The sequence below is a fragment of the Bradyrhizobium sp. 215_C5_N1_1 genome, assembly GCF_052075935.1.
GTDB classification, from domain to species: domain Bacteria; phylum Pseudomonadota; class Alphaproteobacteria; order Rhizobiales; family Xanthobacteraceae; genus Bradyrhizobium; species Bradyrhizobium barranii.
This window is the reverse complement of sequence record NZ_CP197228.1, coordinates 4,486,096-4,508,936: the sequence shown is the minus strand read 5'-3', so window position 1 is coordinate 4,508,936 and position 22,841 is coordinate 4,486,096. Positions and strand designations below refer to the sequence as shown.

The window sequence follows — 22,841 nt, the reverse complement described above, 5'->3', positions numbered from 1 at the left end:
CCTCCTGTGACGATCAATGTTTGTGGCCTACGGGCGTCGCCGCGGGTGTCGCCGTCGGCTGCTTGGCATGGCGCATCCCCGCCATCCCGAGGCCGCCGCCCGGCGCGTTGAGGTCGGGAACGATCGCGATATTGGCCATCATGCCCGCGTCCTCGTGGTCCAGGATGTGGCAATGCAGGACGTACTCGCCGATGTAGCGGTCGTACCGCGTCCTGACGCGGATCTGATAGTTGTTCTCGACGATGATCGTGTCGCGGAATGTGTGCCACATGCCGCAATACTGGTTGGCCAGTTGCTGCTTGTCGGCATACACGATGTCAGCTTTGCAGGTGCCGTCGGGATTATAGATCGATATCTGCTGACCGTTGGTGTTGGTGGTGGTGACGTCGATCACCTGGAACGGATTGACGTGGATATGGAAGATGTGCGGCTCGCCTTGCGCGGACAGCAGCCAATCGTCCGTGGTGTTGACCTCGCGCGTGAAGTTCACCACGTCGGGATCGTACGAGGCGTTGTTGACCGTGAAGGCCGGGAAGTTGATCGCGAAGGCCGCCTGCTGCTGCTGGCTGCCGGCAGCCGGCGGCGCAAGGTTTTCGAATGGCGCCCACGGCCGCAGATCGCCGTCACGCAGCCCGGTGCGAACGGCGTCCGGCAACGTCGGATTGGCATCGTATAGCGCCTTGCCGACATAAGCCTGCAGATCCCCCGTCACGGGCTGCCCTCCGCGCACATGGACGTAGGCCAGCAATTGCGGGGTCGACGGCCCCTGCCCGCCGCCATTGCCGTTGGACACGCGCTCTGCCTTCGGCGCCGCCTGGTTGAGCAGGCAATAGTCACCGTCCGAGGGGAATACGACGAGGACGTCGCTGCGATAGCCGGGCTGCATGTAGTTCGATTCAAGCACGCCGCCGACTTGCGAGGCGTGCACGGTGCGCAATTTGGTCCGGGTCAGACCGTCGGATGCGATCTCGAACTGCGGGATCAGTGTGCCCGTCGAGGCGTTGCAGGCGGCCAGAAGATCGGCCTTCTGCTGCTGGCGGTTGCCGCTCAGCGCCGAAGTCGCGATCAGGTTCGTTGTGCCGACCGGCGTAGCCCGCACGAGCTGAATGTTGATCGTGTCGTGAATGCCGGCATGCACGAAACGCCAGCGCTGGATCTCGCCCGCCGGCACGGTGAGCGTCGGCTGCACGATGCCATTGACGCTGGTGAAGCGGCCATTGGTGTCCCAGATCGACGATGAGTCCAGTTGCAAGCCAAAGTTCTCGACGACGCCAGGGCTTACCGGATTGCCTGACGTCGCCAGCGGGCACGTCCACGGCGCGTTGGCGATATTTGCCGGACTGCTGGCGTTGTAGAGTCCCTGCGTGGTGTAGATCTGTTGCCACGGGCCGCCGGGCTGGTTCGGCTGGTTGGCGAAGCAGGCATAGGCGATCTGCTGAAACAGGAAGAGCTGCTCCTTGAACGGCGCGCCGTTGACGTCATGCAGGACCGTGTCGATATCGGCAATCGGCTTCGGGTTCTGCGACGACGGTGGCGTATAGGGACGCTCGCCCTTGACGACCAGCACGCCCGAGGCGCCGCTCGCCACCTGCACTGCCGTCGAGCCATGACGGTGGGCGTGATACCAGAACGTCCCCGCCGGATGGTCGTTGGGGATGTTGATCTCATACGGAAACTTCGTCTGCGGGGCGATGTTGAGCAGCACGTTGTCGCTGTTGCCGGCGGGCGAAACGTGCAGGCCGTGCGTGTGCAGGTTGGTGGTGTTGAAGCACCCGACCAACGCCGGCAAGCCCAGCCCCTCCGGCGGATTGGGCAAACAGCTCGGGTCGTCCTTCGCGAGCTGGTTGATCAGGTCGACGCGCAGCGTATCCCCGGGCTTGACGAAGATCGCCGGGCCCGACTTGCAGCCGCCATAGGAGCGCAGCTCGACGGGGTCGAGGCCATCGGGTTGCGGATCGGTCGGATCCGGGTTGTTGATGAAGAAGCGGCCACGCACGAAGTTGAGCACCACCGAGACGATCGAGCCGCTGCGCGAGATCGATCCTTGCGGCCGGCAGCCGCCAACGGCCGGCGCCACGCCGGCCTCCAGGGCCACGACATTGCCCTGTCCGGGCAGCGTCGGCGGCGGTTCGAAAGCACGGGGAACCGGCGCCGCGAATGCTGGAAGGCTCGGTCCCAGCGCGGCGATGACAAGACCAATTCGCGCGAAGCTCTTCATCATGTTGTCCGCCCTACTGTTCCAGAAGACTGCTCGAAGGATTGCGTGAAGGCGCGTCGGCACGCCGGCGCCGCCAGAACGGGCGCTCGGGCCAGCGCGAGACACTGCCGTAGTGCTCGCTTAGCGTCGTCGCGTAGGCCGCAGCTTCGCGCGCGATCCACGCGCCGTAGCGATCGAGAGCGGCCGCATCACCGCGCGCGAGGCAATCGCTGGCGGCATAGGCGGCGAACACGCCCGAGCGCATGGCCTTGACCACGCCATGACCCGAGATCGGATCAAAAGCGCTCGCGGCATCGCCTGCGCAGAGGAAATGGAAGCCGGCAGTCGTTGCGGCGCACCGACTGCCCGCAGGGATCAAGCGGGGTGGTTCGAGCCGAATGATCTTGCTCGCGAGCGCCGAGACGAATTGCGTCCTGGCGAGAGCTCTGCGCCAGCCGTCCGGCGTGTTCAGCCTGAGGCCACGCGCGAGATCGGCATCGGTCATGCACGCAAAGGCGCGCCTGCCCTGGTCGAGTGCCATCGTGTACCACCAGCCGTCTTCAAAGGCCTCGACGAGCAGTTCCGGTGCGGCCGGTCCCGATGTCGTCGCCTCGGCATAGGCCGCAATCAGGCGGTCCTGCGCTTTCGCCCGCGAACCCTGGCGGTCGGCGAGTGCGCGGGCGCGGCCCGTCGCATCGATGATCAGCCGGGCCGAATGGCTGTTGCCGTCGTCGCAAACGACCGACCAGCCGTCCGCCTCGCGCGCGAGATGACAGACCTTCGCATCGACGCGCTCGGCCGCGCGGCAACCCGCCGCCGTGAGCCAGCCATCGAACGCCATTCGATCAACGCGCCATGACGGCCCGCGCGCTTCCAGCAGCAATTCGCTCGACGCCAGGCCGGCCTGGTCCCAGGAGGTGAGCGTGCGGTGCGACGGCGCAAAGCCCTGCGCCAGGAAAGTCGTCCACAGACCGAGCTGCCGCAGCACCGGCTGGACCAGCGGTGACAAGACCTCGCCTCGTCCTTCGTCTCGCCCGCGCCGCCCGGACGGCGCGATCACGGCCACCCGAAGCTCTGGCGCGCACATCGCAAGCGCGCGGGAAGCGGCCGTTCCGGCTGGACCTGCGCCTGCAACGATGATGTCGAACGCGGCCAAGGTCAGTCGGCCCGGACTGCGTAGAACGACGCCACGACGCCGGCAGGCGCCACCGTGCCGGGCGAGCCGCCGCTATGCGGGATGGTCCGGATCACCGAGCCGACGATGGCTGGGCGCTGGTCGACGCCATTGGGCCAGGCCGGCACCAGCGAGCCCCAATAATCGTAGATCCATTCCTCGCCGCCGACGACGCCGGTGCCCTGGAAACGCACCTGCATCGGCGATCCATAGGCGCGCGATCCCTTCAACGCGAGCGACCAGCCCGGGCCGCCGATCGTGCCGGTCAGCAGCTGCATCGGCCCGTCCGCGATCTCGATCGTGCCACGGCCGAATTCGAGATTGTTGAAGGCCGTGTTGACGTCGGGATCATTGAGCAGGCTGCGATAGGTCCAATGTCCGACGAATGGATTGTCGCTCATGATGCCTCGCTTTTGGGATCGGGCCGCGCCCCCGTTGTTCGCTCGACGCTGATGTATTTGGGCCCTTGATAACTGTCGGCGGGCTTGACGGCCGGCTCGTAGGGATTGCGCACGATGAAACCAAGCAGCGACCACTCGGTGACCATCTTGAGGTCGCCGACCGGCGTCTGGGGGACGCCGCGGCTCCACGTGGTCCAGACGTAATTGGGCTTACCGTTCGAGACCGAGGCGATCTCGAACGACTGCAACGGCCGATGCGCCGGCCACCACAGCGTGGTCCAGGTCTTCTCGTCGCGCCGCAAGCGATCGTCATTGTCGCTGTCGGGCCACAAATTGTTCCAGTCGGCGTAGGTGATGTTGATCGGCTGCGTGGTGCACTCGTTGAAATCGGACTGCCAGGGCAGACCCATATATTTGGTGAGGTCACCCGGCTGAAGACCGGTCTCGAAGTCGTTGTCCTGGCTGAGCGGCGAGTTGACGTTGAAGGTCGGGTCGGCAATCACGGTGCCGTGGTCCTGATTGGCCTGGGCGGCGCTCTGCAGGAAATCCGAGACGCTGCGATCGGCGTTGATCCGATACGGCGCCCAGTAGATCGAAGGGTTGCGCATCACCCAGCCGAGCTCGGCGCCCGGACAAAAGGCGCCGCCGAGCACGTTGCTGAGCACGCCGCGGTCGAGCTCGCGACCGGTCTTCGGCGGTGTCTTCGGATAAGGCGCGAAGGGTGAATAGCCGTCGGGCAGCCAGCCCTCCTCCTTCTCGTTGATGAACCAGCCGCGCGCCCATTGGCCGAGGATGAAGAGCTGGTACTCGGTGAGATGAAGAAACTTCGACGGCGTCTCGTTGGTCAGCGGATTGTCGCCGCACAACAATGGCATCAGCGGCAGCGAATGGACGCGCGACGATGCCCGGTCCTGCACCTGGAAGGAATTGGCCTCGCCCGCACGGCGCAACAGATCGAACAGGAAGCGGCGCATCGGTCCGTAGGGATCGTCGGCCTTGGAATAGTGGGTCGGACCTGCGACCGCCGCCACCGCCATGACCGCTTCGCCCTGACTGGCATCGCGCAACGGTGCATCCGACGGTGTTGCCGTCGCCGTCGGCCGCGTCGCGCGTTTCGGGGTCTTCGATAATTTGTCGGGATCGAACGTGCCGCGCTGCGCCTGATCGTGCGGGTAGTTCGATTGCTGAAGGATATCGTTCAGATACCTGAATTCATCCGGCCGGAACAGGATCGGCCAGATGTCGCGATAGAACCACGGCCGGTAGTTGCGATTCCAGGCAAGACGGCCGGCCTGCCAGTGACGCAGCGCCGCCTCGTCGCGGAACGGGATCTGCTGCGGATCGTCATAGGTGCCGAGCGTACCGTAGATGCCGGTGTCGGTGGCGAACTGGCGCACATAGAGATCGTACAGCACCTCGTCCATCGTGATCATGTCGAGGATCTCAGGGACGAAGCGCGGATAGCCGACCACGACCCAGGCCGGAAACTCGACGTCGATGTAGCGTGTCTGGCCGACCTGCTTCGAATACATGATCAGCCGCGCCATCACCGGCCCGTCGGAGATGTCGTCGTACCAGCCGTCGGTGTTGGCATAGTCCTCGATCTTCGGACCGAAGCTGCCGTTGACGTCCATGCCCGAATTGCCGTGACCGCCGAGCACGACCAGGCGGCCCTTGTTGTCGGTCATCATCTCGCCGAGCGTGTCGATGTCGAACGGCTGGAGGCCCCTGGGCGGGAACGTGGTGGCATAGCCGCCGGGGCCGCCCGAGCGATCGAAATGCGCGCGCCGGTTGGTGGTCGCATTCACGCTGCGCGGGCCGGGATCGATGATGAGCAGGTCGCGGTCCTGGCCGGTGATGTCGGCGTTGCGGCGCGCACTGCCGGGGGCGTAGCCATGCTCGCCCTTGAGCTCGGTGAACGGGTACCAGGAGGCTTTCTTGTTGGCGACATAGACGCGCCACTGGATGTCGACGAGCACACCATGATTGCCGCCGCCCTCCACGGCATCGCCGAGCGCCAGCGGCCTGCCTTCCGGGGACTCCTCGTCATAGACGAAGATCTGGAAGCGCGCGGCCTGGCGCTTCACGCGGCCCTGCGCATCCTTGAAGGTCTTGACCGGAACAGGTGTGACCCCGTCGGGGCCGTGCACGGGATTGCCGAAACTGTCGCAGGCGAGCGGCATCGCCGCGGGCGTCTCCGGCGCGAGGTAGAATTCGCTGTCGCTGTTGCCCAGGCGCGCGATGCCGATGCCCGGATGGATTCGATACGTCGCCATGACTTCCCCGCCGCTTTCTCAATCCAGGAAACTGATCGACACGCCTTCCAGCTTCAGAAGCTCCCTCTCCTCCTGGTAGTCGCCGCCGATCACGACCAGCGTGATCTGCAGCGGGCCCTTCTTCTTGAGCGCCTGCCTGGCGGCGGCCGTGACGTCGATGCGATGGACGCGCGGCATATTGTGGCTGCGCCCGCGCTGGTCGAAGCGCCGCGGCTGCGGCGGCGGGATATCGCAATGGCCGGGACCGCCGTAGCAGGCCCCATGTCCGAAGATCGAGATGTAGCCGGCGTAGTGCGGATTGCCCTTGATCGGCGTCGAGGCGTCGGCCCCGGGTTCGTTCAGGAAGGCGCGCACGAAGCAGGAGCGCATCAATTGCGGCACCTGATGCAGGCGGATCTCCGCGCGTTTGAAACTGCGCGCGGCCTGCGGCACGTTGATCGGCTGCGACACGAAGCGGCTGACCGGCGCCTCGAGGCCGACCGGCATGAAATGCGAGCTGCGGACGTATTCGTAGCCGAACGGCGCGATGTCGAGCGTGTCGCGGATGGTGTAGTTCCACGGCGACAGCACGGAATCGAGATCGGCCGGCAGCGCATTCGGATTGAGCTTCTGCCACTCCCACCAGATCCGATCGATATTGACGTGGATCGGCCAGAACACGGGATCGTAGGAGGCCGTCAGGTTGCTGAACATGTCGCCGGAGCCCGGCTGCGAATAGAGATCCGGGCGGGCGTGGAAACGGCGCCCGCCGACCTGTACGGCATCGTTGCGGCGCTTGGCGAGCGCGCGCAGACGTGTGGTCTCGGCGTCGGATTGCGACGCAGCCGCCGCGGTCGGGGCATCTTTGCAGACATAGGTCGCCTGCCCTGCATCCGGATTCTGCCCACCGGTCCAGATGTGCATGGTGTTGTGCGGATTCTGGTCGAGGAACCCGAACGCCGCGTCGTAGATGCTGCCGCCGCCGAAGTCGCGGAAATTGTTGAGGCTCAGGATCTGGGCGATGTCGTCGGCCGACGGGTAATGATAGTTGATTGCCTGGTTGATCGTCTGTCCCTTGGGATATTCGGCCGGGTAGCGCAGCGGATACCAGAGCGAGTTCGACTGAAGCAGCGCGTCGATGAAGCGCTGGCGGTTGGCATTGTCAGGATCCGGCGTGACGGCCGCATAGCCGATGTTGCTGATGACATAGCAGAAGAAGCTGTGCTGTGAGGTGAAGGTGACGCGGTCATGCGCGAGCGCCAGGATCGCCTTCTTCTGCGCCGCCGTCGGCGCCGGGTCGAGCGCCGCCAACAGCGTCTCAGCCGCCTCCTCGGTGAGATAGGCCTTCATCGAATTCGGAATGATGCGGCCCTTGTCCGGCTCCTCCGGCCGGTACTCCGGCATCGTGAAGTCCCAGTACGGGAGCATCAGCCCGGGCTCGAAGTCCTGAAGGTTCTGTTCGAACTCGTAGAGATAGGCGCGGTGCCAGGGCAGGAAGCGCTCCCAGCCGTGCTGGCAATGGTTCTGGTGGATCAGCGCCTGGTTGTTGTAGTTGCGCCGGTCTTCCGGCCAGTGGTCGAGATCGTAAAGCCGGCGGAAGCCGCGGCGCAGCCGTTCGAGCTGCGGCTCGCTCATGCAGTCGATGTTCATGCGCCGCCGGGGCTCGCCGGCATCCGCGGCCGGCGAATAGCCGTCGGCAGCGACCGCAAACTCGGCGATCTCGCTCACCTTCACCGTCGCGGTCTTCGCCGGCTTGCCAGGCGCAAGCTCGACTGCGACGCTGGTCGCATCATCCGGGCAACCGGCATCGATCCAGTCGGCAATGCGGTCGACGTCAGCGGGCGCGAGGCGCTTGCCGCCCCATGGCAGCGCCGGGAACCGGCCACCGTCGAACGGTGCTTCACCGCGCAATCCCTTGATCAATCCGGACGCGTCGCTGCGCGCATGCGGCGGGATGCAGCAGGCGTGGCCCTCCGGCACTGGAGCAACCATCTTGATGCCGAAGATCTCGGCCGCCTCCAACGCCTGTGCGCCCTTATCCCAAAACCGTCCAGCGCCACCATAATCAGCGGTGCTATCGCCGGCAGCTTCATCCAGGATCGCCTTCACGCGCGCATAAGCAACGGTCAATGCTTCGGTGTCCATTCCAGCCCCCGGACAGCAAGACGAAGAAGGCGGCCGGAGACTAATCACAACTTTTGGGTGATGTCACGTAGACACGCACCTTCAACGTCGAAGCAAGCGCGAATATTTTTCGGGGTTGCGTGATCTATTTCATACAACCTTTATCGAAACGACAGATCTGGCCATGCGTCGTGTGGATGAGGCGGATGCGAGCACGAGTGCGTTGCTCAAGCTCAGCGCCGGCCATCGGACGTGTCCGGTCATCAAACGCTGCGTGATTGAGCGTAGCGTGCATTCCAGTCGTCGTGGGATGAAGCCGAGCCACACCGGGAGCGAATCCGCGCCGAACGACTGCTCGACGAAGCCGAGCTTCGCCCTTCCCGGCCCGTTTCCCCATCGGACTTGGTTTTCCCCCGCAAGCGCCAACTTCGCGTTGCCTTGCGCGGTCGACTGCGTTAAGCGACAACCATTCTCTGTCCGGAAGGGTGGCCGAGTGGTTTAAGGCACCGGTCTTGAAAACCGGCGTGCCCGCAAGGGTACCGTGGGTTCGAATCCCACCCCTTCCGCCAGTATATTGTTCGCCACTGTTCGTGGTCGTTCGAACTCCACAGCAAATTCAGTGACTTATGCCGAAAGACTGTACTTCACAGTTCGTCGGTGTTCTTCCTGATCAGGTCACTGACCGTAGCTGAAGACCGTGGGTTCGGAGGACGATTCTTCGGAGGAACAATGGCTGGACGGCTCAAACCACTCGACGTAGAGCGCATTATAAAGCCCGGCAAATACACCGACGGTGGCGGCCTCTACTTGATCGTTACAGGACCAACGTCGAAAAGCTGGTCTTATAGATATTGGAAAGACGGAAAAGAGCGGTGGCACGGTCTTGGTTCGTTGAAGGAGGTGTCAATAAAGGAGGCGCGGCTTGCCCGGGATGCGGCCCGGCTGCGCGTCAAAGGCGATCGCAGCACCGCCGGCGTCGACATCGTCCAGGAACGTCGAAAGGCGCGCGAAGAGGCGAAAGCCGTCGTGGCCAAGGTGGTGTTGCCGACCTTCGAGGAATGCGCGGAAGCCTACATTCGGGCGAACTGGTCGACCTGGAGTGAGAAGCATCGCGACCAGTGGCCGTCCTCCCTCAAGCGCTACGCCTACGCCACCATCGGCAAATTGACGATCCCTGAGATTAAGCCAAGCCACATCTACGATCTGCTGGAGCCGATTTGGGTGGAAAAGCGGGAGACTGCGAACCGCGTCCGCGGCCGAATTGAAACGATCATCGCAAAGAACATCAATATCGATGATCCGGAGTTCCGCAATCCAGCCGAACTTACGCGGCAGATGCGCGAGAAACTCCCAAAGCGCACCAAGCGAGTCGTTCGGCATCATCCCGCTTTGCCCTATGCGGAAGCGCCGGCATTTTTGACGCTTCTGGCTAGCGCTCCGGGCAGAGCTGCTGCCATGTTGCGCTTCCTAATCCTCACGGGTTGCCGCACCAATGAGGCAATCGAGGCGCGTTGGTCCGAAATCGATCGGCAAAACTCGACTTGGAAAATTCCGGGCGAACGAATGAAGATGGACCAGGACCATTACGTTCCCTTGTCCGACCCTGCATTGACGGTGCTTGACGAGTTGCGCGATGGACGCCAAGGCGAACTGATCTTCGCCAGTCCTGATGGCGGAGCATTCTCCGAAAATGCGATGCTCGCAGTACTTGATCGTCTCGGTTACGGACACGTGACGGTACATGGCTTCCGGTCGACCTTTGCAACCTGGGCTGAGGAATGCACGGACTATCCGGATGGCGTGCGCGAGGCCGCGCTAGCCCACAAGTACAAGAGCGAGACCACTGCAGCCTATCAACGAGGCCAAAAGCTCGAAAAGCGAAGATCACTGATGAAGGATTGGGCCGCATTCCTCACGGGCGCCAATGTAATCAAGGTCGTCGGCGGATGGCCAACGCTGCGACGGCTGATTTGAGCACGATTTGGATCAACGAAGTAAACGACTGAGGCCGCCTTTCGGGCGGCCTCTTTACACGACGTGCAGTGCGAGATTGAATTTTTTGCTAGCTTTTCCCGCACGAGGACTTCAGACTTGCTCCCATTGAGAACTTAATTTTTTAGGGACATTACGATGGGAAAACCTGCCGTTTCCCGTGATGCCTTTCACGGGTTGTTCGCTTTCTATGCGGCGAAGGCTCATTATGACCATAAACCCGAGGGCGAACATTGCCTTTTGAAGCTATTCGGATCTGCGGAAGACATTCCCGATAGTTTGCTGCTGCAGTGGTCGGACAGAGTTGAGCTGCTCGGCTCCGAAACCGTCGGCCGCTTAATAGAGCCGCGCGCCCGTCAAATCACAGATGGCAACGCGCCATACGACCATGCCGGTGACTTTCTCCACGCGCTCCTGAGGGACCTCGGACAAAAAGTGCAGTGATCACCGCTGCGCTATGGTCGCGGCAGCCGTCAGACGCGAAGATTCTCCGCGCTGCTCTTGCCGCGCTTGCGATCAACCTGAATCTCGTAAGAGACCTTCTGCCCCTCCGCCAAGCCCGATAAGCCGGCGCGTTCTACTGCGCTAATATGCACGAAAACATCCTGGCCGCCGTCATCGGGCTGGATGAAACCGAATCCCTTGGTTGCGTTAAACCACTTCACAATGCCCGTCGCCACGTCCGCCTCCCGGTTGAACAATGAACATAGCCTAGGTCGAGCGCGCTGGGGCTGACAAGCAAAATCCCGCATTGCGCGACTTCGAGTGTTTTCGAAGCAACCGGTAGTCTGATAACAGGGCAAGCGATTTGCAGGCGACGTCCCGGCGCCGGGAATGTGAACTAGCGAGCGCCAACACATATTGGCATCAAGGCCCGCCAGCACGAACCGGCGAGCAGGATTACCTCTAAATCTCCAAGAGGCGGTGCCCTGCCCGCAAGCCATGGCGTGGCTCCTGTCAGGCTTTGAAGGTAGGGTATCGCTGAAGCCGCGAGCGGTCGAATTTTCGCCCCGCTTACAAAGAAGTGCGTGTTCTGCGGTCAAAGTGATCAATTCGATCTGAGCGCATCTTGCCGAGTTTTGTATTGTCGCAGCGTTCGGACGTAGTGGTGTCGATCAACCGCTTGGTAAACGGGAAAGTAGCGATCATTGATCTTTTCAAGGAGATCAGAAAGTCAGTGATGGTGGACGATGCAACTGCCTAGTCCAGGCGTCGACGATGTTCGATCCAAGATCACTAGCGCCGGAGATAACCTTTCGCCGAGCCATCAACAATGCCGGGGGCCTGGTCGCAATTGGAGTGATCTATTTCGCCCTAGCGAAAGGCGGCCTTGCTCTCGCCTCTATTCATCCCAGTGCAACGCCAATTTGGCCACCGACGGGTGTCGCGCTGGCGGCGGTGCTGTTGTGGGGATATCGGACTTGGCCTGGAATTTTCATTGCAGCGGTGCTCGCTAATGCCACCACCGCCGGCTCGATTGCCACCGCAATTGCGATTGCGACCGGCAACACTCTTGAGGCCGTTGTTGGCGCTTATCTGGTCAATCGATGGTCGAACGGGTGCAATACGTTCTCGAGACCGAATTCCGTCGCGAAGTTTGCTCTGATCTGCATCGTGATCGCGACGCCGGTCAGCGCCAGCATTGGACTGACCAGCCTGGCGGCCGCCGGTTACATCGATCGGACCAATTTCGCGAACGCCTGGGTCACATGGTGGCTGGGAGACGTGACCGGCGCGCTGGTCATTACCCCCGTTATCGTGCTTTGGGCATCAAGCCGCTACCCAGCTTTCAACCGCAATGATTTTCTGGAGACGGTCGGCGTCCTCGCAACGGCGGCGACTGTTGGACTCATTGCTTTCAGTCCCCTGATCGAGCAAACGCCGAGCCGAGATCCCTTGGGTTTTCTTGCGATCTTGCCCATGTTGTGGGCGGCGCTGCGCCGCGGTCCGCGTGACACCGCAACGGTTGTGCTGGTGCTTGCCGGCATCACCATTTGGGGGACGCTCACAGGAGGCGGCCCCTTCACGACCGCGGATCTCAACGTTTCATTCCTGCTGCTATTGATGTTCCTGATCAGTATTACGGTTCCGAGCTTGTTACTGAGCGCCGACGTCGAGGTCCGCAAGAAGGGGGAGGAAAGTCTACGCCGCGCGCAGATCGAACTCGAACGGAAGGTCGCCGAGCGTACGCAAGAGCTTGAGCTCGCCAATGCAGCAAAATCGCGCTTTCTTGCCATGGCCAGCCACGATTTGCGGCAACCATTACATGCACTGGGTTTGTTCATTGCCCAACTGCGCACGCCTCTCAGATCGGGGGAACGGACAAGGACGATCGAGCTGGTCGATGCAACGCGCAAGGAAATGGATGAAATGCTCAATTCGCTGCTGGATATGTCCAGGCTCGATGCTGGAATCCTTATCCCCACAATTACTGAATTCCCGATCGCGCGCTTGTTGCAAAAAATTGAGACGGCGTTTGATCAGGCAACGCGAGAAACGGGCTTGCGTCTCCGTGTCAGGCGAAGTGACGCCTGGGTGCGGAGCGACGCCATGCTGCTCGAACGCATACTGCTCAATTTGGTATCCAATGCGGTGCGCTATACATTGCGGGGCGGGATCATTGTCGGCTGTCGTCGGCGCGGTGAAATGTTGCGCATCGAAGTATGGGATACTGGTCCCGGTATTCCTGAGGATCAGCAGCAGAATATCTTTGGCGAGTTTTTTCAACTTGCTGCTCGAGACCGGAACCGGTACGGCAGCATGGGGCTCGGCTTGGCTATCGTCGACAAGCTTCGCCTGCTTCTCAACCATCCGATCGACTTAACTTCGACTGTGGGCCGAGGTTCGCGATTTGCGATCACGGTTCCAATGGCCGATGAATGCGTCACGTCCACCGAGCCCGTCGATCCGCCTCACCCCGCGGCCTTTGCGGTCGAACGCAAGGTCGTTCTTGTTATTGCCGATGCTCCAATTACGCAGGAAGGAACCGGCGAATTGCTGTGCAGGTGGGGATATACCGTCCTTACCGCTGGATCCGACGAAGCGGCACTTATCCGGTTTGCTGAACGCCAACAACGCCCCGATCTCATCATCTCGGATTATCATCTTGCTAGCGGAAAGACCGGGATCCGAGCCATTGAACAAATCAATGCGGCGTTTGGTTCATCCATTCCGGCTATTCTCATCAGCGGCGATACGGCACCTGAACCAGCGCGTGAGGCCAAGGATAGAGGATACATTTTGCTGCACAAGCCTGTCGACCCAATGCGGCTCCGCGCTGTCATGCACGAGTTCTTGATGGATCACGACGATGACAGGGATACCGGACGGACTTCATGACTCGGATTTCGGCGGCGATTCCCAGCCCATTTTTCCTACTTTTATGACTGCCTCGGTGCGGCTTGTTGCGCTGAGCGCCTTGAGAACGACAGTGATGTGGTTTTTCACTGTCGGCACTGCCATGTTGAGGATATTGGCTATGACCTTGTTGCTTTTTCCCTTCATCAGAAGCGCAAGCACTTCAATCTGCCGATCGGTCAATCCGAGCCTCTTAAGAGAATCGCGCGTCGTTGATTCATTTGTAGGCCGCGGAGGCGCCGTCTCCTCCAGGATTTCCGAGGGAATGTAGATACCGCCGGAGAACACCAACTCAATGGCGTTGAGCATGACCTCTCGCTCGGTCGTTTTCGGGATGAATCCCAACGCACCAAGTTTGAAAGCGCGCTTGACCGAATCTTGATCACTCGAGGACGTGAGAATGATGATGGCAATGGTCGGATAGCAGTCTCGCAGTTCGCGGAGGACAGAGAAGCCATCTCTATCGGGCAAATTGATATCAAGCAGAATGAGGCCGATGTCGGGATTTTCCTCGACCAGGTGCATTGCTTGGTGGCTGTTCGAAGCTTCAAATACGACAGCTTCTCGCTTCAGTTGCTTCAGGACAGCGTGCAACGCCTCGCGTATTAATGCATGATCGTCGACAATAAGAACTTTCATGAAAAGCTCTCCGTCATTCCATTGCACGGAGATTCGAATGAAGAAATCATACACCCACCTTTGGGTCTTTGGCGAGGAAGAGGCTGGCGGGAAGACTGGCCCCGAAACCCTCCATCCTTCATCCTTTGCCCAACCAGCGGCTCACGGTTATGCACTCAAGATAGAAGTCGTATGCCGACGTGCGCTGTAATTGTAATCAGCACACAGGATGCCGAAAAAGCGAGTGCGGACCATCAGAGTCGCGGGATTCAGAGTGCGGTTATCTGTAGGGACCTTGATCATAGGACCAAGGAACCCCTCTGTGGAGACCTCCGGCTGATTTACGCGCCATGCCGTTGAACGATAATCGTCAACCGACAGCCTCCCGCGCCAGGAGCTTCTACCAGGCGTCGCCAATTCGCGGCCGGGTTCGGCTGATGTTTTCGTGAGATTCGGTCCCTCTTGAAACGTGCTCGGACGCCGGACGGGGAACCAGATGCTTGATCGAACTGCCACCCCGAAGCCATTGGCAAGCCCGCTGCCGGAGCTGAAAGGCTTCGGCCGCGATCTGCGCATTGATGCCTGCCGCGGTATCGCCCTCTGGTGGATCTTTCTTGACCATGTCCCCAACAACATCGGGAGCTGGCTGACGCTGCGCAACTACGGCTTCAGCGATGCCGCGGAAGTATTCATGTTTCTATCGGGCTTGACCTGCGCACTGTCCTACGGCACGGCAAGGCAGAGCGGCGGCTGGACCGGCGTGATCGGCCGGACGCTGTGGCGAAGCTGGGATATTTATGTCGCATTTCTGCTGCTCACGCTTGCCTGCGCCGTCGTGGTTCACCTCGCAGGCGGCGGCCCACTTGCCGATACGAGCAATACGCGCATTCTATTGGATCAGCCGGGCGTGACGCTCGCGCACGCGGCGATCCTGCAATACCGCCCAGTCAACACCGACATCTTGCCGCTCTTCGTGCTTTATCACCTCTTGTTCGCGCCGCTGCTGTGGCTGCTGCTGCGAGCGCCGAACGCAACACTCGGCGCGTCGCTGCTGCTCTACACACTGGTGCACATCTTCGGCTGGACCATCCCGGCGTGGCCGAATGGCCACTGGTTCTTCAATCCGCTGGCATGGCAACTGCCGCTTGTGCTTGGCGCGTGGTGGATCATCGAGGGCAAGAGATTCCGACCGTGGGTGACCTCAGGCACCGCGCTCGTGCCGGCCGTTCTCTATCTGGTAATCAGCCTCATCATCGTATTGAGCTGCAGCATCCAACCGCTGCAAGCGCTCGTCCCGCAGGCGCTGCCAACGCTGCTTTACCCGATCGACAAATCGAATCTCGCTCCATTGCGGCTGTTGCATTTTTTGGCCCTTGCGGTTTTAGCCGTATGGCTCGTGCCTCGCAATTGGCGAGGGCTGACGACGGCGGTGATGCGTGGCGCCATTCGCTGTGGCCAGAACTCGTTGCCAATCTACTGCCTCGGCGTTCTGCTGACGCTGGCTAGCCACGCGGCGCTGCTCGACATCTCGGAGGGGCTGATGATGCAGATCGCGCTCAGTGTTGGTGGTGTCATGGTGATGGTTGTCGCGGCGACGCTGCTGAACGTGATCAAGACCAAACCCGGGCAGCCGCCGCGCGCGACCCCCGCCGACTTGCCTGTCGAGCAGCCGACCAGGTTTGGTCTGGTCATCGATCCTAGGACAGCCAAGGCGCTCGGCGCTTTTCCGTCCACGCTGCTCGCACGCGCCGACGGGGTGATTGCCCCGGTGCGCCAGTCCGGCCGCGGCGCCGATCCAGTGCCAGCAATTGCGCACGTCTTCGGGCCAACAGAGAGAAAATTGGCTCGGAATGTGAACTAGACCACAAAAACTGTGGCGCCTGCCGCTTATTCTTCCGGCGCCATCGCACAGGAGCCAAGGCCATGATGTCCCAGCCAAGGAGCCACAAGGGAGCGGCGCTGATCGCGACCTACGTGATGGTTGCCTGCGTAGCGGCATTACTGTCGGTCAACCTGACATCACCCACCAGCGCCGCGCTCGGCGCTGACTGGCAGTGCAGCCGGTTTGCGCTCGTATTCACGACCTGCACGCCGGTGCGTGCACGCGAGACCGTTTCCACTGGCGTGCGCAGGCCGACCTAGTACATCACAAACCGGACACCATGCTGCGAATGTCAGCTGACATCAGCGGACACATGCTGCGAGGCTCGTTCCTAATTGAGTCGGGCTGCCGATACGCTCGGCTAACTCCAAAAGCTGCTCGGTCTGGCGCTCGGTTGGAAACTTCGGATCGCAATGTAGCCTCAAACCTTGGCCTGCATTGCCGCACTCAAGCACGATAGCGGCCTCGCGAAGGCACTACGACCCGAACATCAGCTCCAGGCGCTTTCAGACAAGTACTGGTGCTCTTAGAGGTGCTGCTCCAAGCGTTCGTGGAAGGATTGTTACGACCAGTTAGGAAGGAACATCTGATGGCGACTATGTTTGTTAGACACACGGTTTCCAACTACAAAACCTGGCGAAAGGCTTACGATGATTTTGCTCCGGTTCAGAAGGCGAAGGGCGTAACAGCCGAGGCTGTCTACCGAGCAGTCGAAAATCCCAATGACATCACAGTAACTCATGAGTTTGCCACGATTGAAGCTGCGCAAGCCTTCGCGGAGAGTGCTGAATTGAAGAATGCCATGCAGAATGCGGGAGTGGCGGGAGCTCCGACGATTTGGTTTACAAACAAGGCGTGAAGTATCGATCCCGGCCAAGTGCCAGGATTGTTTTGCCCTGGTGCGCCATGTCGCCCGTTGGCCCGAAGGCGAAGACGTTCCGCAAGCTATAGGTCCGCTGCATCGGGTGGACCGGACATAGGCATCGACGGGCGCTTTTGACCCAAAACGGGCACCTGCGTCCAAATCGCTGTCGTGTCGGTTGCAATCGCTGGGTGCAAACCTTCGTATGTAGTCCTCTAGCCATTTGACGTGCGCTACGAAATCCAAATCAGTAAGCATGCATCCGGGCATGTAAGCGGGCGCGGGATGATCACGGCAGCGCGGGAAGCAGTCGACTTGCTGCTGCAAGCGAGGAACAGTTGGCATTTTGAGGGTACTCGGCATGGAATGCGTGACCGAGAATGGATAGCGTTGCGGTTTCTTGCTCGTGCGAAGGTTCTCGCGAACACCCTCCGCTTTGGCGAAGTTCGTCGGCACCACTCGGGCCACGGTTTCCGAGATGGTCAAGCGGCTTGAGGCGAAGGGTTACTTAGAGCGCAAGAGCTCCGGCGAAGACAAGCGGTCAGTTATCCTTTGCATAACGCTACGGGGGAGAAAATCCTGGCACACGATCCCATCGCGCCGCTTGTCAGTGCAATTGCAATGGTTGAGCTTGGCGCCCCAACTTTCGAGACACACTTCGTAAGGTCTTGGATCGGCTCGGCACCGCTCAGCATCGTCACCACGCGGATAGTTGCAGGCAGTGCATCTTCTGCCTGAGACGAGCATGGCGACGGCCTAGTCCACATGCCGATTTTTTCGGGCTGCTATCACTAAAGAAGAGGTTGATCTTCTGTGTTTTAATTTCGAGCGACGAGTTGGCCGCCTTCATCCTGAGCTGCCCTGCCCTGTCAGCTAGGGATCCCAGCGGGTCCATTCGTAGTTTGTCGCCGTAGCTTCTCGATCAAGCGTGAAGTCCAACGTCGAACTTCATGTAACTTCAACGACTTGGCGGTCCGAGCGCGGAGGAGTGGATATCCGCAAACGTTAATGGATCGGCCTGCAGGCGCTGTTTTCCGCGCTTACTGTTCGTATGTGCGTCGCAGAGCTACTGCCGTTGGGGCATCAGCGGAGGTGAGCCCTACCCTAGCGAGCCTGCTCAGTCCGCTTCAACCTGGGCCAGGAGCCGACTAGTTGGTAAGATTCGCGTTTGAACTCTCCCGCGCCGTCATTACTGTGACTGGATTGCCAATTGCCTTTCCCGCCGCGCGGATGGTGTCAATGAACAGCTTCGCGGCCGGGTTCAAACCAATCGGACCACCATGTCCTCTAGCTCCAAAGCTAGTATCGCCAAGAAAGCGCGCACGAAGGCTGAGGCGGATTTTGCCACCTGGCTCATGATGGCCAAGCTCGGTGGTTTCGATGACCTGCCGTCCAGCGCCCAAAGCTTTCTGACTAACTATCGAACTCGGCTCGAGACAATGAGCGAGGCCGAGTCCACGGCCCTAGCCGTTCGCGAGGTCTACAGCGCTTATTACAGCGAGATGGGAGGCGTGGGCGCGCCCCCGGAACCAAAGGCTCGCACACCAATGACAGAGGGCAAAGTCGTGCGGCTCAAGAAACGGCCTAATCAGCCCGGTCTATCGGCTGCACTGCATTCGACGAAGCCAATGATCCGAGAACTCCTTCCAGCACTGCTGATTTTCGCGAGCGTGGTGGCTCTGATTGTCGCATATAGATTTCTGGCGCAGTAACACTGCCCGCGGATTGTGGGGACGAAGTGCCGCTCACAGTAACCGCGGACATCGCTGCACTTCGCATTTGTGCCAAAAGCGGAAGTGATCCCGACTCGCGGCGTCGCGAAACGGCGATTGTGCGATACATCGAGAATGGCTCTGTTTAGCTACTTCCCTGCTTAAAGGGAGCGGCCGCCGCGCCGGCCCCTCCCCATTTTGGCTGCGGGGGCGAGCCACGTCCTCGTGTGCCGTCGGAGACGGGCAATGACCATAAGAACCTTTTGCACGCTCGCCGCCGCCATCTTTGCCTTGAGCGCGCTTTTGCAGTTGATCCGGATTGTGATGGATGGTCCGTCACCTTGAATGGCGTCGATGTGCCGTTTTGGGTGAGCTGGATTGCCGTCACCGTGGCGGGCGCGTTGAGCTTCGTCGGTTTCCGCGCCGCCATGCGCAGCTAATTGCTGGCAGAGCCCACCCGGGCCGATCTGTCGCCGGGCAGCGGAGCCACTTCCCTACCGCGGATATCGAGCCGTCGTGCTCTACCGCGACAGCGGCTTAGTGCAATTCGCGTCGGTTTGGCATACCTGCATCCATGTCCGGTCTTCCCCGAACAGCCGACGCCGAAGTGATGGGTACGCTTCGACGCTAAGGGCCAACAACGGACCTCCGGGCATGCTTAGGGTTGTCCGATTTTGCATTGTCAACCATCGCGGCAGGTGCGAAACTTCTCAAACAAATCGATCTGCGAGCAGCGCATGCGCGCTTGAGCACAAAGAACTGGAAGGACTGCGGAAAATGTTTACTAAGCGCGATCTTCTTCGTTCGGCCGCCTTGGCTGCCATCACTGCATCGACGGCGAAGTCTGTCCCCGCGCACGCACAGACCAGCGTCGATCGCTCAGGTTTTTTCGAGGCAAAAGACATTGCCGAGGCAGGGTTCGTCTACGGCCTGCCTATCGTGATGAACTATGCCGTCATGCATGAATATGCGATCGATCGGAATTCTGGGCAGTTCAAGGCTCCGTTCAATCAGATCAAGAACGAACCTAACGTCTTCACCTACAAAGATACCGCAATCGTCACGCCGAACAGCGACACACCCTATTCCTTCGTGTGGATGGATTTGCGGGCGGAGCCGGTGGTGCTCTCGGTGCCGGCGATCGATCCGAAGCGCTACTACTCGGTCATGCTATGCGACGGCAATACCTACAATTACGGCTATATAGGCACCCGTGCCACAGGGAGCGAGGCCGGCGACTACATGGTGGTCGGGCCCGACTGGAAGGGCGACACCCCGGCGGGCATCAAGCAGGTGTTTCGTTCGAGCACACAGTTTTCCGTCGCAGGCTATCGCACCCAGCTTTTCGGTCCGGAAGATCTCGACAACGTCAAGAAGGTGCAGGCTGGCTACAAGGTGCAGATGCTATCGGCCTATCTGAAGCAGACGCCGCCGCCGGCCGCGCCAACCATCGACTTCCCCAAGATCGATAAGGAACTCGTGAAGACCAACTTCTTCGATTATCTCGACTTCGCGCTGCAATTCGCGCCGGCGCAGGGCAATGAGAAAGAGATACGCGCCAAGCTAGCACGCATCGGCATTGGGCCTGGCAAGACCTTCAACTTTAAGGACCTCCCTCTGGAGCAGAAACTGGAGATAGGCCTTGGCATGAAGGAAGGCCAGCGGAAAGTCGACGAGGCCGTCGCCAATGTCGGCAAGGCGATCAATGGCTGGCGGGTTAGCGGTCTTCCAGGCGATAGCGCCCACTACAATGGCGACTGGTTGAAGCGTGCCGTCGCCGCTCAGGCCGGCATCTATGGTAATGACCCGGCGGAAGCGACCTATCCATTCACGCGCGTTGACGGCGACGGTCAAACGCTCGACGGCAGCAAGCACAACTACACACTGACTTTCCCGGCCGGAAAACTGCCACCGGTGAATTCGTTCTGGTCGCTGACGATGTATGACGGCAAGTCCCAACTCCTGATCGAAAATCCGATCAACCGCTATCTGATCAACTCGCCGATGCTGCCGAACATGAAAAAGAATGCGGACGGATCACTAACGCTCTACATCCAGAACAAGTCGCCCGGCGCTGGCAAGGAAGCAAACTGGCTGCCGGCGCCGAACGACACGATCTATCTTGTCATGCGGCTCTACTGGCCGAAGACCGAAGCACCTTCGATCTTGCCGCCGGGCGAAGGGACATGGCAGCCGCCCGGCATAAAGCGGATCGCATAGAGCGATACAGAGAGCGGCCAACTAAAGGCTCGAGCACCACGCGGTGGAGAACCCCATTGCCAGTGCGCCGGCTGATTGAACGGATGCAATGTCGCCTTAGGGTCACAAGCGGCGGTCGAAGTGAGCACGGCCCCGCGCCCGATCTGCCGCCGATAGCCGACACTACAATGGTCTCAGCCTTGTTCGGCTAAGGGCCAATTGCTGAAATCGCCGGCTGAGAGAGTCGCGGGAGACTCTTTCGAGCCGCCCGCGAGCATGATCAGACGCCTTGCTAGGCTATCTAGTCTCGCGACGTCCTAATCTCCTTTTGCGCGAGTCCTCTTCATCTGTTCTTTCACCTCCGTCAGAACCTGGGCCAGGCTGTAGGACGCCGGGGACTGCAGCGACGGGTACGGCCCGTAGCTTTCGAGCTCCTGCAGCCACAGCGCCTGGCCAACAGGAATGATGTTCCAGTCGTAGATATAAGCGGTCACCGGTCCGGCGAGTGCGCCGCTCTGACCCATAAGGCTTGACGGCTGGAAACCAACCGAACCCTCGAACGGATCCCGCTTGATGTTGTTGACCAAAGGCCAATGGAAGGTATGGACCCCCAGGAGGCCACCGCTCGCGGCCTCTGATGCCATCGCGAAGTAGATCTTCCAGTTCTTGTAGCGCACTGCCGACGGAACCGGACCTCCGTAGTAGAAGAAGTGATCGCGTGCCGATTTGTCCGACTTGCCGGTCAGATAGTCGAGCTGGTTGACGCCTTGAAGCTTGGTCTTGACGATGCCGGGATACGTGCCCGCCATGATCTGCCTGTTGAGGTCGTTGCCCTTGGCGCCACCGGCGATTTCAACAAAGGTCGGTAACCAGTCGTACGATGCGAAGATGTCGTCCAAGACTGTGCCAGGCTTGATTTGGCCCGGCCAGCGAATGACGCACGGAGCGCGCATGCCGCCCTCCCAGGTGGTCAGCTTGCCACCCTTGAACGGCGTGTTGCCGCCATCGGGGTAGGTGATCACTTCGGCGCCGTTGTCGGTGGTGAAGACTACAATCGTATTGTCGAGCTGGCCCATGTCTTCGAGTTTCTTGATCACATAGCCGATGTTGTCGTCCATCTGCTTCATGCCGGCTTCGTTGACGCCCCAGTCCCTGCCACCGGGCGTCCCTACCATTGCCATGTACTTGTCGGACAGCATGGTGGTGATGTGCATGCGCGCCGGGTTATACCAGACGAAGAACGGCTTGTTGGTCTTCTTCGGGTCGTTGCGGTCGAGAAAGTCGATGACCTTGGCCGAGATTTCCTCATCCGCGGTTTCAGAGCGCTTCAGCGTCATCGGGCCCTCGTCCTTGCACGTCTGGTTCCTCTCGGTGCCGTCGGAAGAGGTACAGGCGATTACCGGCCGCGGCGGCGTCATGCACAGCGTGGTCGCGGGATCCACCGCGCCTGGGACCTCCGCGAGTCCGCGCACCGGCGTGTTCTTGCAAGGCGCAACGATGGCCTGTTCAATCGGAGTCTTGTTGATGTCGGGGAAGCTCACGCCCTGCATCGCATCGAGGTGATAAAGGTAGCCCCAGAACTCCTGGAAGCCGTGTGCCGTCGGCAGCGCTGCCGAGTGGTCGCCAAGATGGTTCTTGCCGAACTCGCCGGTGTTGTAGCCGAGGTCGAGCAGGAACTTGGCCAGCGACGGCGTGCCGGGCTGCAGGAAGGATGGGCTGCCGGGCAGTTGCGGCGGAATCATGCCGGCGCGCAGCGGCGTCATGCCGGTGAAGAAGGCGGTGCGCCCGGCAGTGCAGCTTTGCTCGGCGTAGTAGGTCATGAACTTCGCACCCTCTCGTCCGATGCGGTCGATGTTGGGTGTCTCACCGACCATCAGGCCTTGATGGTAGATCCTCGGCTGCATAATGCCGATGTCGTCGCCCATGATGAAGAGAATGTTTGGTTTCTGCTGCTGTGCCGCAGCGGGCATGCTCGTCAGCCCGGTTATTGACAATGACATAAGTGTCGTTGCTCCGAGGAATGTAGCCGTGACCCGCTTATGCCAACCTGTCGTCTTCCTCGGCGAAA

17 protein-coding genes and 1 tRNA gene are annotated in these 22,841 nt (G+C 60.6%); 10 read left to right on the top strand and 8 right to left on the bottom strand.

Annotation, left to right across the window (positions count from 1 at the left end):
• Nucleotides 1–13: 13 nt before the first annotated feature.
• Genes AB7G19_RS21710 through AB7G19_RS21690 form a run of 5 tightly spaced genes read right to left on the bottom strand, consistent with a single transcriptional unit; the run spans nucleotide 14 to nucleotide 8,172 of the window.
• Nucleotides 14–2,221: a multicopper oxidase family protein gene (locus AB7G19_RS21710; protein ID WP_354233553.1), complete on the bottom strand. Its 2,208-nt coding sequence runs from the start codon at nucleotides 2,219–2,221 to the stop codon at nucleotides 14–16.
• A gap of 10 nt (nucleotides 2,222–2,231) precedes the next feature.
• Entirely contained in the window at nucleotides 2,232–3,353 is a 1,122-nt protein-coding gene (locus AB7G19_RS21705) for a tryptophan 7-halogenase (RefSeq protein ID WP_354123797.1), read from the bottom strand.
• Nucleotides 3,354–3,355: 2 nt separating this feature from the next.
• A complete protein-coding gene (locus AB7G19_RS21700) occupies nucleotides 3,356–3,772 on the bottom strand; it encodes a hypothetical protein (protein ID WP_071913888.1) in 417 nt (138 codons plus the stop codon).
• Nucleotides 3,769–6,048, bottom strand: a complete 2,280-nt coding sequence (locus tag AB7G19_RS21695; RefSeq protein ID WP_354131531.1) for a LodA/GoxA family CTQ-dependent oxidase — start codon at nucleotides 6,046–6,048, stop codon at nucleotides 3,769–3,771. The genes AB7G19_RS21700 and AB7G19_RS21695 overlap by 4 nt, the downstream gene beginning before the upstream one ends.
• 18 nt (nucleotides 6,049–6,066) lie before the next feature.
• Entirely contained in the window at nucleotides 6,067–8,172 is a 2,106-nt protein-coding gene (locus AB7G19_RS21690) for a tyrosinase family protein (RefSeq protein ID WP_354123795.1), read from the bottom strand.
• Between the two features lie 458 nt (nucleotides 8,173–8,630).
• Here AB7G19_RS21690 and AB7G19_RS21685 point away from each other — a divergent pair.
• The 3 genes from AB7G19_RS21685 (at nucleotide 8,631) to AB7G19_RS21675 (ending at nucleotide 10,587) form a co-directional block, all read left to right on the top strand.
• A tRNA-Ser gene (locus AB7G19_RS21685) sits at nucleotides 8,631–8,720 on the top strand.
• A 160-nt stretch (nucleotides 8,721–8,880) separates the two neighbouring features.
• Nucleotides 8,881–10,125, top strand: coding sequence for a tyrosine-type recombinase/integrase (locus AB7G19_RS21680; protein ID WP_441268070.1), 1,245 nt, complete (start codon nucleotides 8,881–8,883; stop codon nucleotides 10,123–10,125).
• 156 nt (nucleotides 10,126–10,281) lie between these two features.
• Complete coding sequence (locus AB7G19_RS21675; RefSeq protein ID WP_441268069.1) at nucleotides 10,282–10,587, top strand: hypothetical protein; 306 nt, start codon at nucleotides 10,282–10,284, stop codon at nucleotides 10,585–10,587.
• Between the two features lie 29 nt (nucleotides 10,588–10,616).
• Here the strand turns inward: AB7G19_RS21675 and AB7G19_RS21670 are convergent, their stop codons facing one another.
• The gene (locus AB7G19_RS21670) at nucleotides 10,617–10,823 is read right to left on the bottom strand and encodes a cold-shock protein (protein WP_097668860.1); all 207 of its coding nucleotides are present in this window, start codon (nucleotides 10,821–10,823) and stop codon (nucleotides 10,617–10,619) included.
• Nucleotides 10,824–11,361: 538 nt separating this feature from the next.
• Here AB7G19_RS21670 and AB7G19_RS21665 point away from each other — a divergent pair.
• Complete coding sequence (locus AB7G19_RS21665) at nucleotides 11,362–13,482, top strand: MASE1 domain-containing protein (RefSeq protein WP_441268068.1); 2,121 nt, start codon at nucleotides 11,362–11,364, stop codon at nucleotides 13,480–13,482.
• Here AB7G19_RS21665 and AB7G19_RS21660 read toward each other — a convergent pair.
• Entirely contained in the window at nucleotides 13,477–14,139 is a 663-nt protein-coding gene (locus tag AB7G19_RS21660) for a response regulator transcription factor (RefSeq protein ID WP_441268067.1), read from the bottom strand. The two genes, AB7G19_RS21665 and AB7G19_RS21660, sit on opposite strands and share 6 nt — an antisense overlap.
• Before the next feature lie 475 nt (nucleotides 14,140–14,614).
• On the opposite strand from AB7G19_RS21660, the gene opgC reads away from it, so the two are divergent.
• The 6 genes from opgC to AB7G19_RS21630 all read left to right on the top strand — a co-directional run bounded on the left by opgC (nucleotide 14,615) and on the right by AB7G19_RS21630 (nucleotide 20,794).
• Nucleotides 14,615–15,979 (top strand): OpgC domain-containing protein, encoded by a 1,365-nt coding sequence (gene opgC / locus AB7G19_RS21655; RefSeq protein WP_441268066.1) that lies wholly within the window; start codon nucleotides 14,615–14,617, stop codon nucleotides 15,977–15,979.
• Between the two features lie 62 nt (nucleotides 15,980–16,041).
• Nucleotides 16,042–16,260, top strand: coding sequence for a hypothetical protein (locus tag AB7G19_RS21650; protein WP_441268065.1), 219 nt, complete (start codon nucleotides 16,042–16,044; stop codon nucleotides 16,258–16,260).
• A gap of 329 nt (nucleotides 16,261–16,589) precedes the next feature.
• Nucleotides 16,590–16,859: an antibiotic biosynthesis monooxygenase gene (locus AB7G19_RS21645; protein ID WP_441268064.1), complete on the top strand. Its 270-nt coding sequence runs from the start codon at nucleotides 16,590–16,592 to the stop codon at nucleotides 16,857–16,859.
• Between the two features lie 409 nt (nucleotides 16,860–17,268).
• Nucleotides 17,269–17,526, top strand: a complete 258-nt coding sequence (locus AB7G19_RS21640) for a MarR family winged helix-turn-helix transcriptional regulator (RefSeq protein WP_441268063.1) — start codon at nucleotides 17,269–17,271, stop codon at nucleotides 17,524–17,526.
• A gap of 616 nt (nucleotides 17,527–18,142) precedes the next feature.
• On the top strand, nucleotides 18,143–18,574 hold the full coding sequence (locus tag AB7G19_RS21635) for a hypothetical protein (protein WP_354133837.1): 432 nt from the start codon (nucleotides 18,143–18,145) through the stop codon (nucleotides 18,572–18,574).
• Nucleotides 18,575–19,351: 777 nt separating this feature from the next.
• Nucleotides 19,352–20,794 carry a DUF1254 domain-containing protein gene (locus tag AB7G19_RS21630; protein ID WP_354133870.1) on the top strand — a complete coding sequence of 481 codons (1,443 nt, stop codon included), beginning with the start codon at nucleotides 19,352–19,354 and terminating at the stop codon, nucleotides 20,792–20,794.
• Nucleotides 20,795–21,090: 296 nt separating this feature from the next.
• Here the strand turns inward: AB7G19_RS21630 and AB7G19_RS21625 are convergent, their stop codons facing one another.
• Complete coding sequence (locus AB7G19_RS21625) at nucleotides 21,091–22,743, bottom strand: arylsulfatase (protein WP_354133839.1); 1,653 nt, start codon at nucleotides 22,741–22,743, stop codon at nucleotides 21,091–21,093.
• Nucleotides 22,744–22,841 lie beyond the last annotated feature (98 nt).

What these genes read in the sequence shown, in the direction of transcription:
- AB7G19_RS21710 (WP_354233553.1), bottom strand. Translation starts at nt 2,221, where the DNA reads ATGATGAAGAGCTTCGCGCGAATTGGTCTTGTCATCGCCGCGCTGGGA.
- AB7G19_RS21700 (WP_071913888.1), bottom strand. Translation starts at nt 3,772, where the DNA reads ATGAGCGACAATCCATTCGTCGGACATTGGACCTATCGCAGCCTGCTC.
- AB7G19_RS21695 (WP_354131531.1), bottom strand. Translation starts at nt 6,048, where the DNA reads ATGGCGACGTATCGAATCCATCCGGGCATCGGCATCGCGCGCCTGGGC.
- AB7G19_RS21690 (WP_354123795.1), bottom strand. Translation starts at nt 8,172, where the DNA reads ATGGACACCGAAGCATTGACCGTTGCTTATGCGCGCGTGAAGGCGATC.
- AB7G19_RS21680 (WP_441268070.1), top strand. Translation starts at nt 8,881, where the DNA reads ATGGCTGGACGGCTCAAACCACTCGACGTAGAGCGCATTATAAAGCCC.
- AB7G19_RS21675 (WP_441268069.1), top strand. Translation starts at nt 10,282, where the DNA reads ATGGGAAAACCTGCCGTTTCCCGTGATGCCTTTCACGGGTTGTTCGCT.
- AB7G19_RS21665 (WP_441268068.1), top strand. Translation starts at nt 11,362, where the DNA reads ATGTTCGATCCAAGATCACTAGCGCCGGAGATAACCTTTCGCCGAGCC.
- AB7G19_RS21660 (WP_441268067.1), bottom strand. Translation starts at nt 14,139, where the DNA reads ATGAAAGTTCTTATTGTCGACGATCATGCATTAATACGCGAGGCGTTG.
- opgC (WP_441268066.1), top strand. Translation starts at nt 14,615, where the DNA reads ATGCTTGATCGAACTGCCACCCCGAAGCCATTGGCAAGCCCGCTGCCG.
- AB7G19_RS21650 (WP_441268065.1), top strand. Translation starts at nt 16,042, where the DNA reads ATGATGTCCCAGCCAAGGAGCCACAAGGGAGCGGCGCTGATCGCGACC.
- AB7G19_RS21645 (WP_441268064.1), top strand. Translation starts at nt 16,590, where the DNA reads ATGGCGACTATGTTTGTTAGACACACGGTTTCCAACTACAAAACCTGG.
- AB7G19_RS21635 (WP_354133837.1), top strand. Translation starts at nt 18,143, where the DNA reads ATGTCCTCTAGCTCCAAAGCTAGTATCGCCAAGAAAGCGCGCACGAAG.
- AB7G19_RS21630 (WP_354133870.1), top strand. Translation starts at nt 19,352, where the DNA reads ATGTTTACTAAGCGCGATCTTCTTCGTTCGGCCGCCTTGGCTGCCATC.
- AB7G19_RS21625 (WP_354133839.1), bottom strand. Translation starts at nt 22,743, where the DNA reads ATGCCCGCTGCGGCACAGCAGCAGAAACCAAACATTCTCTTCATCATG.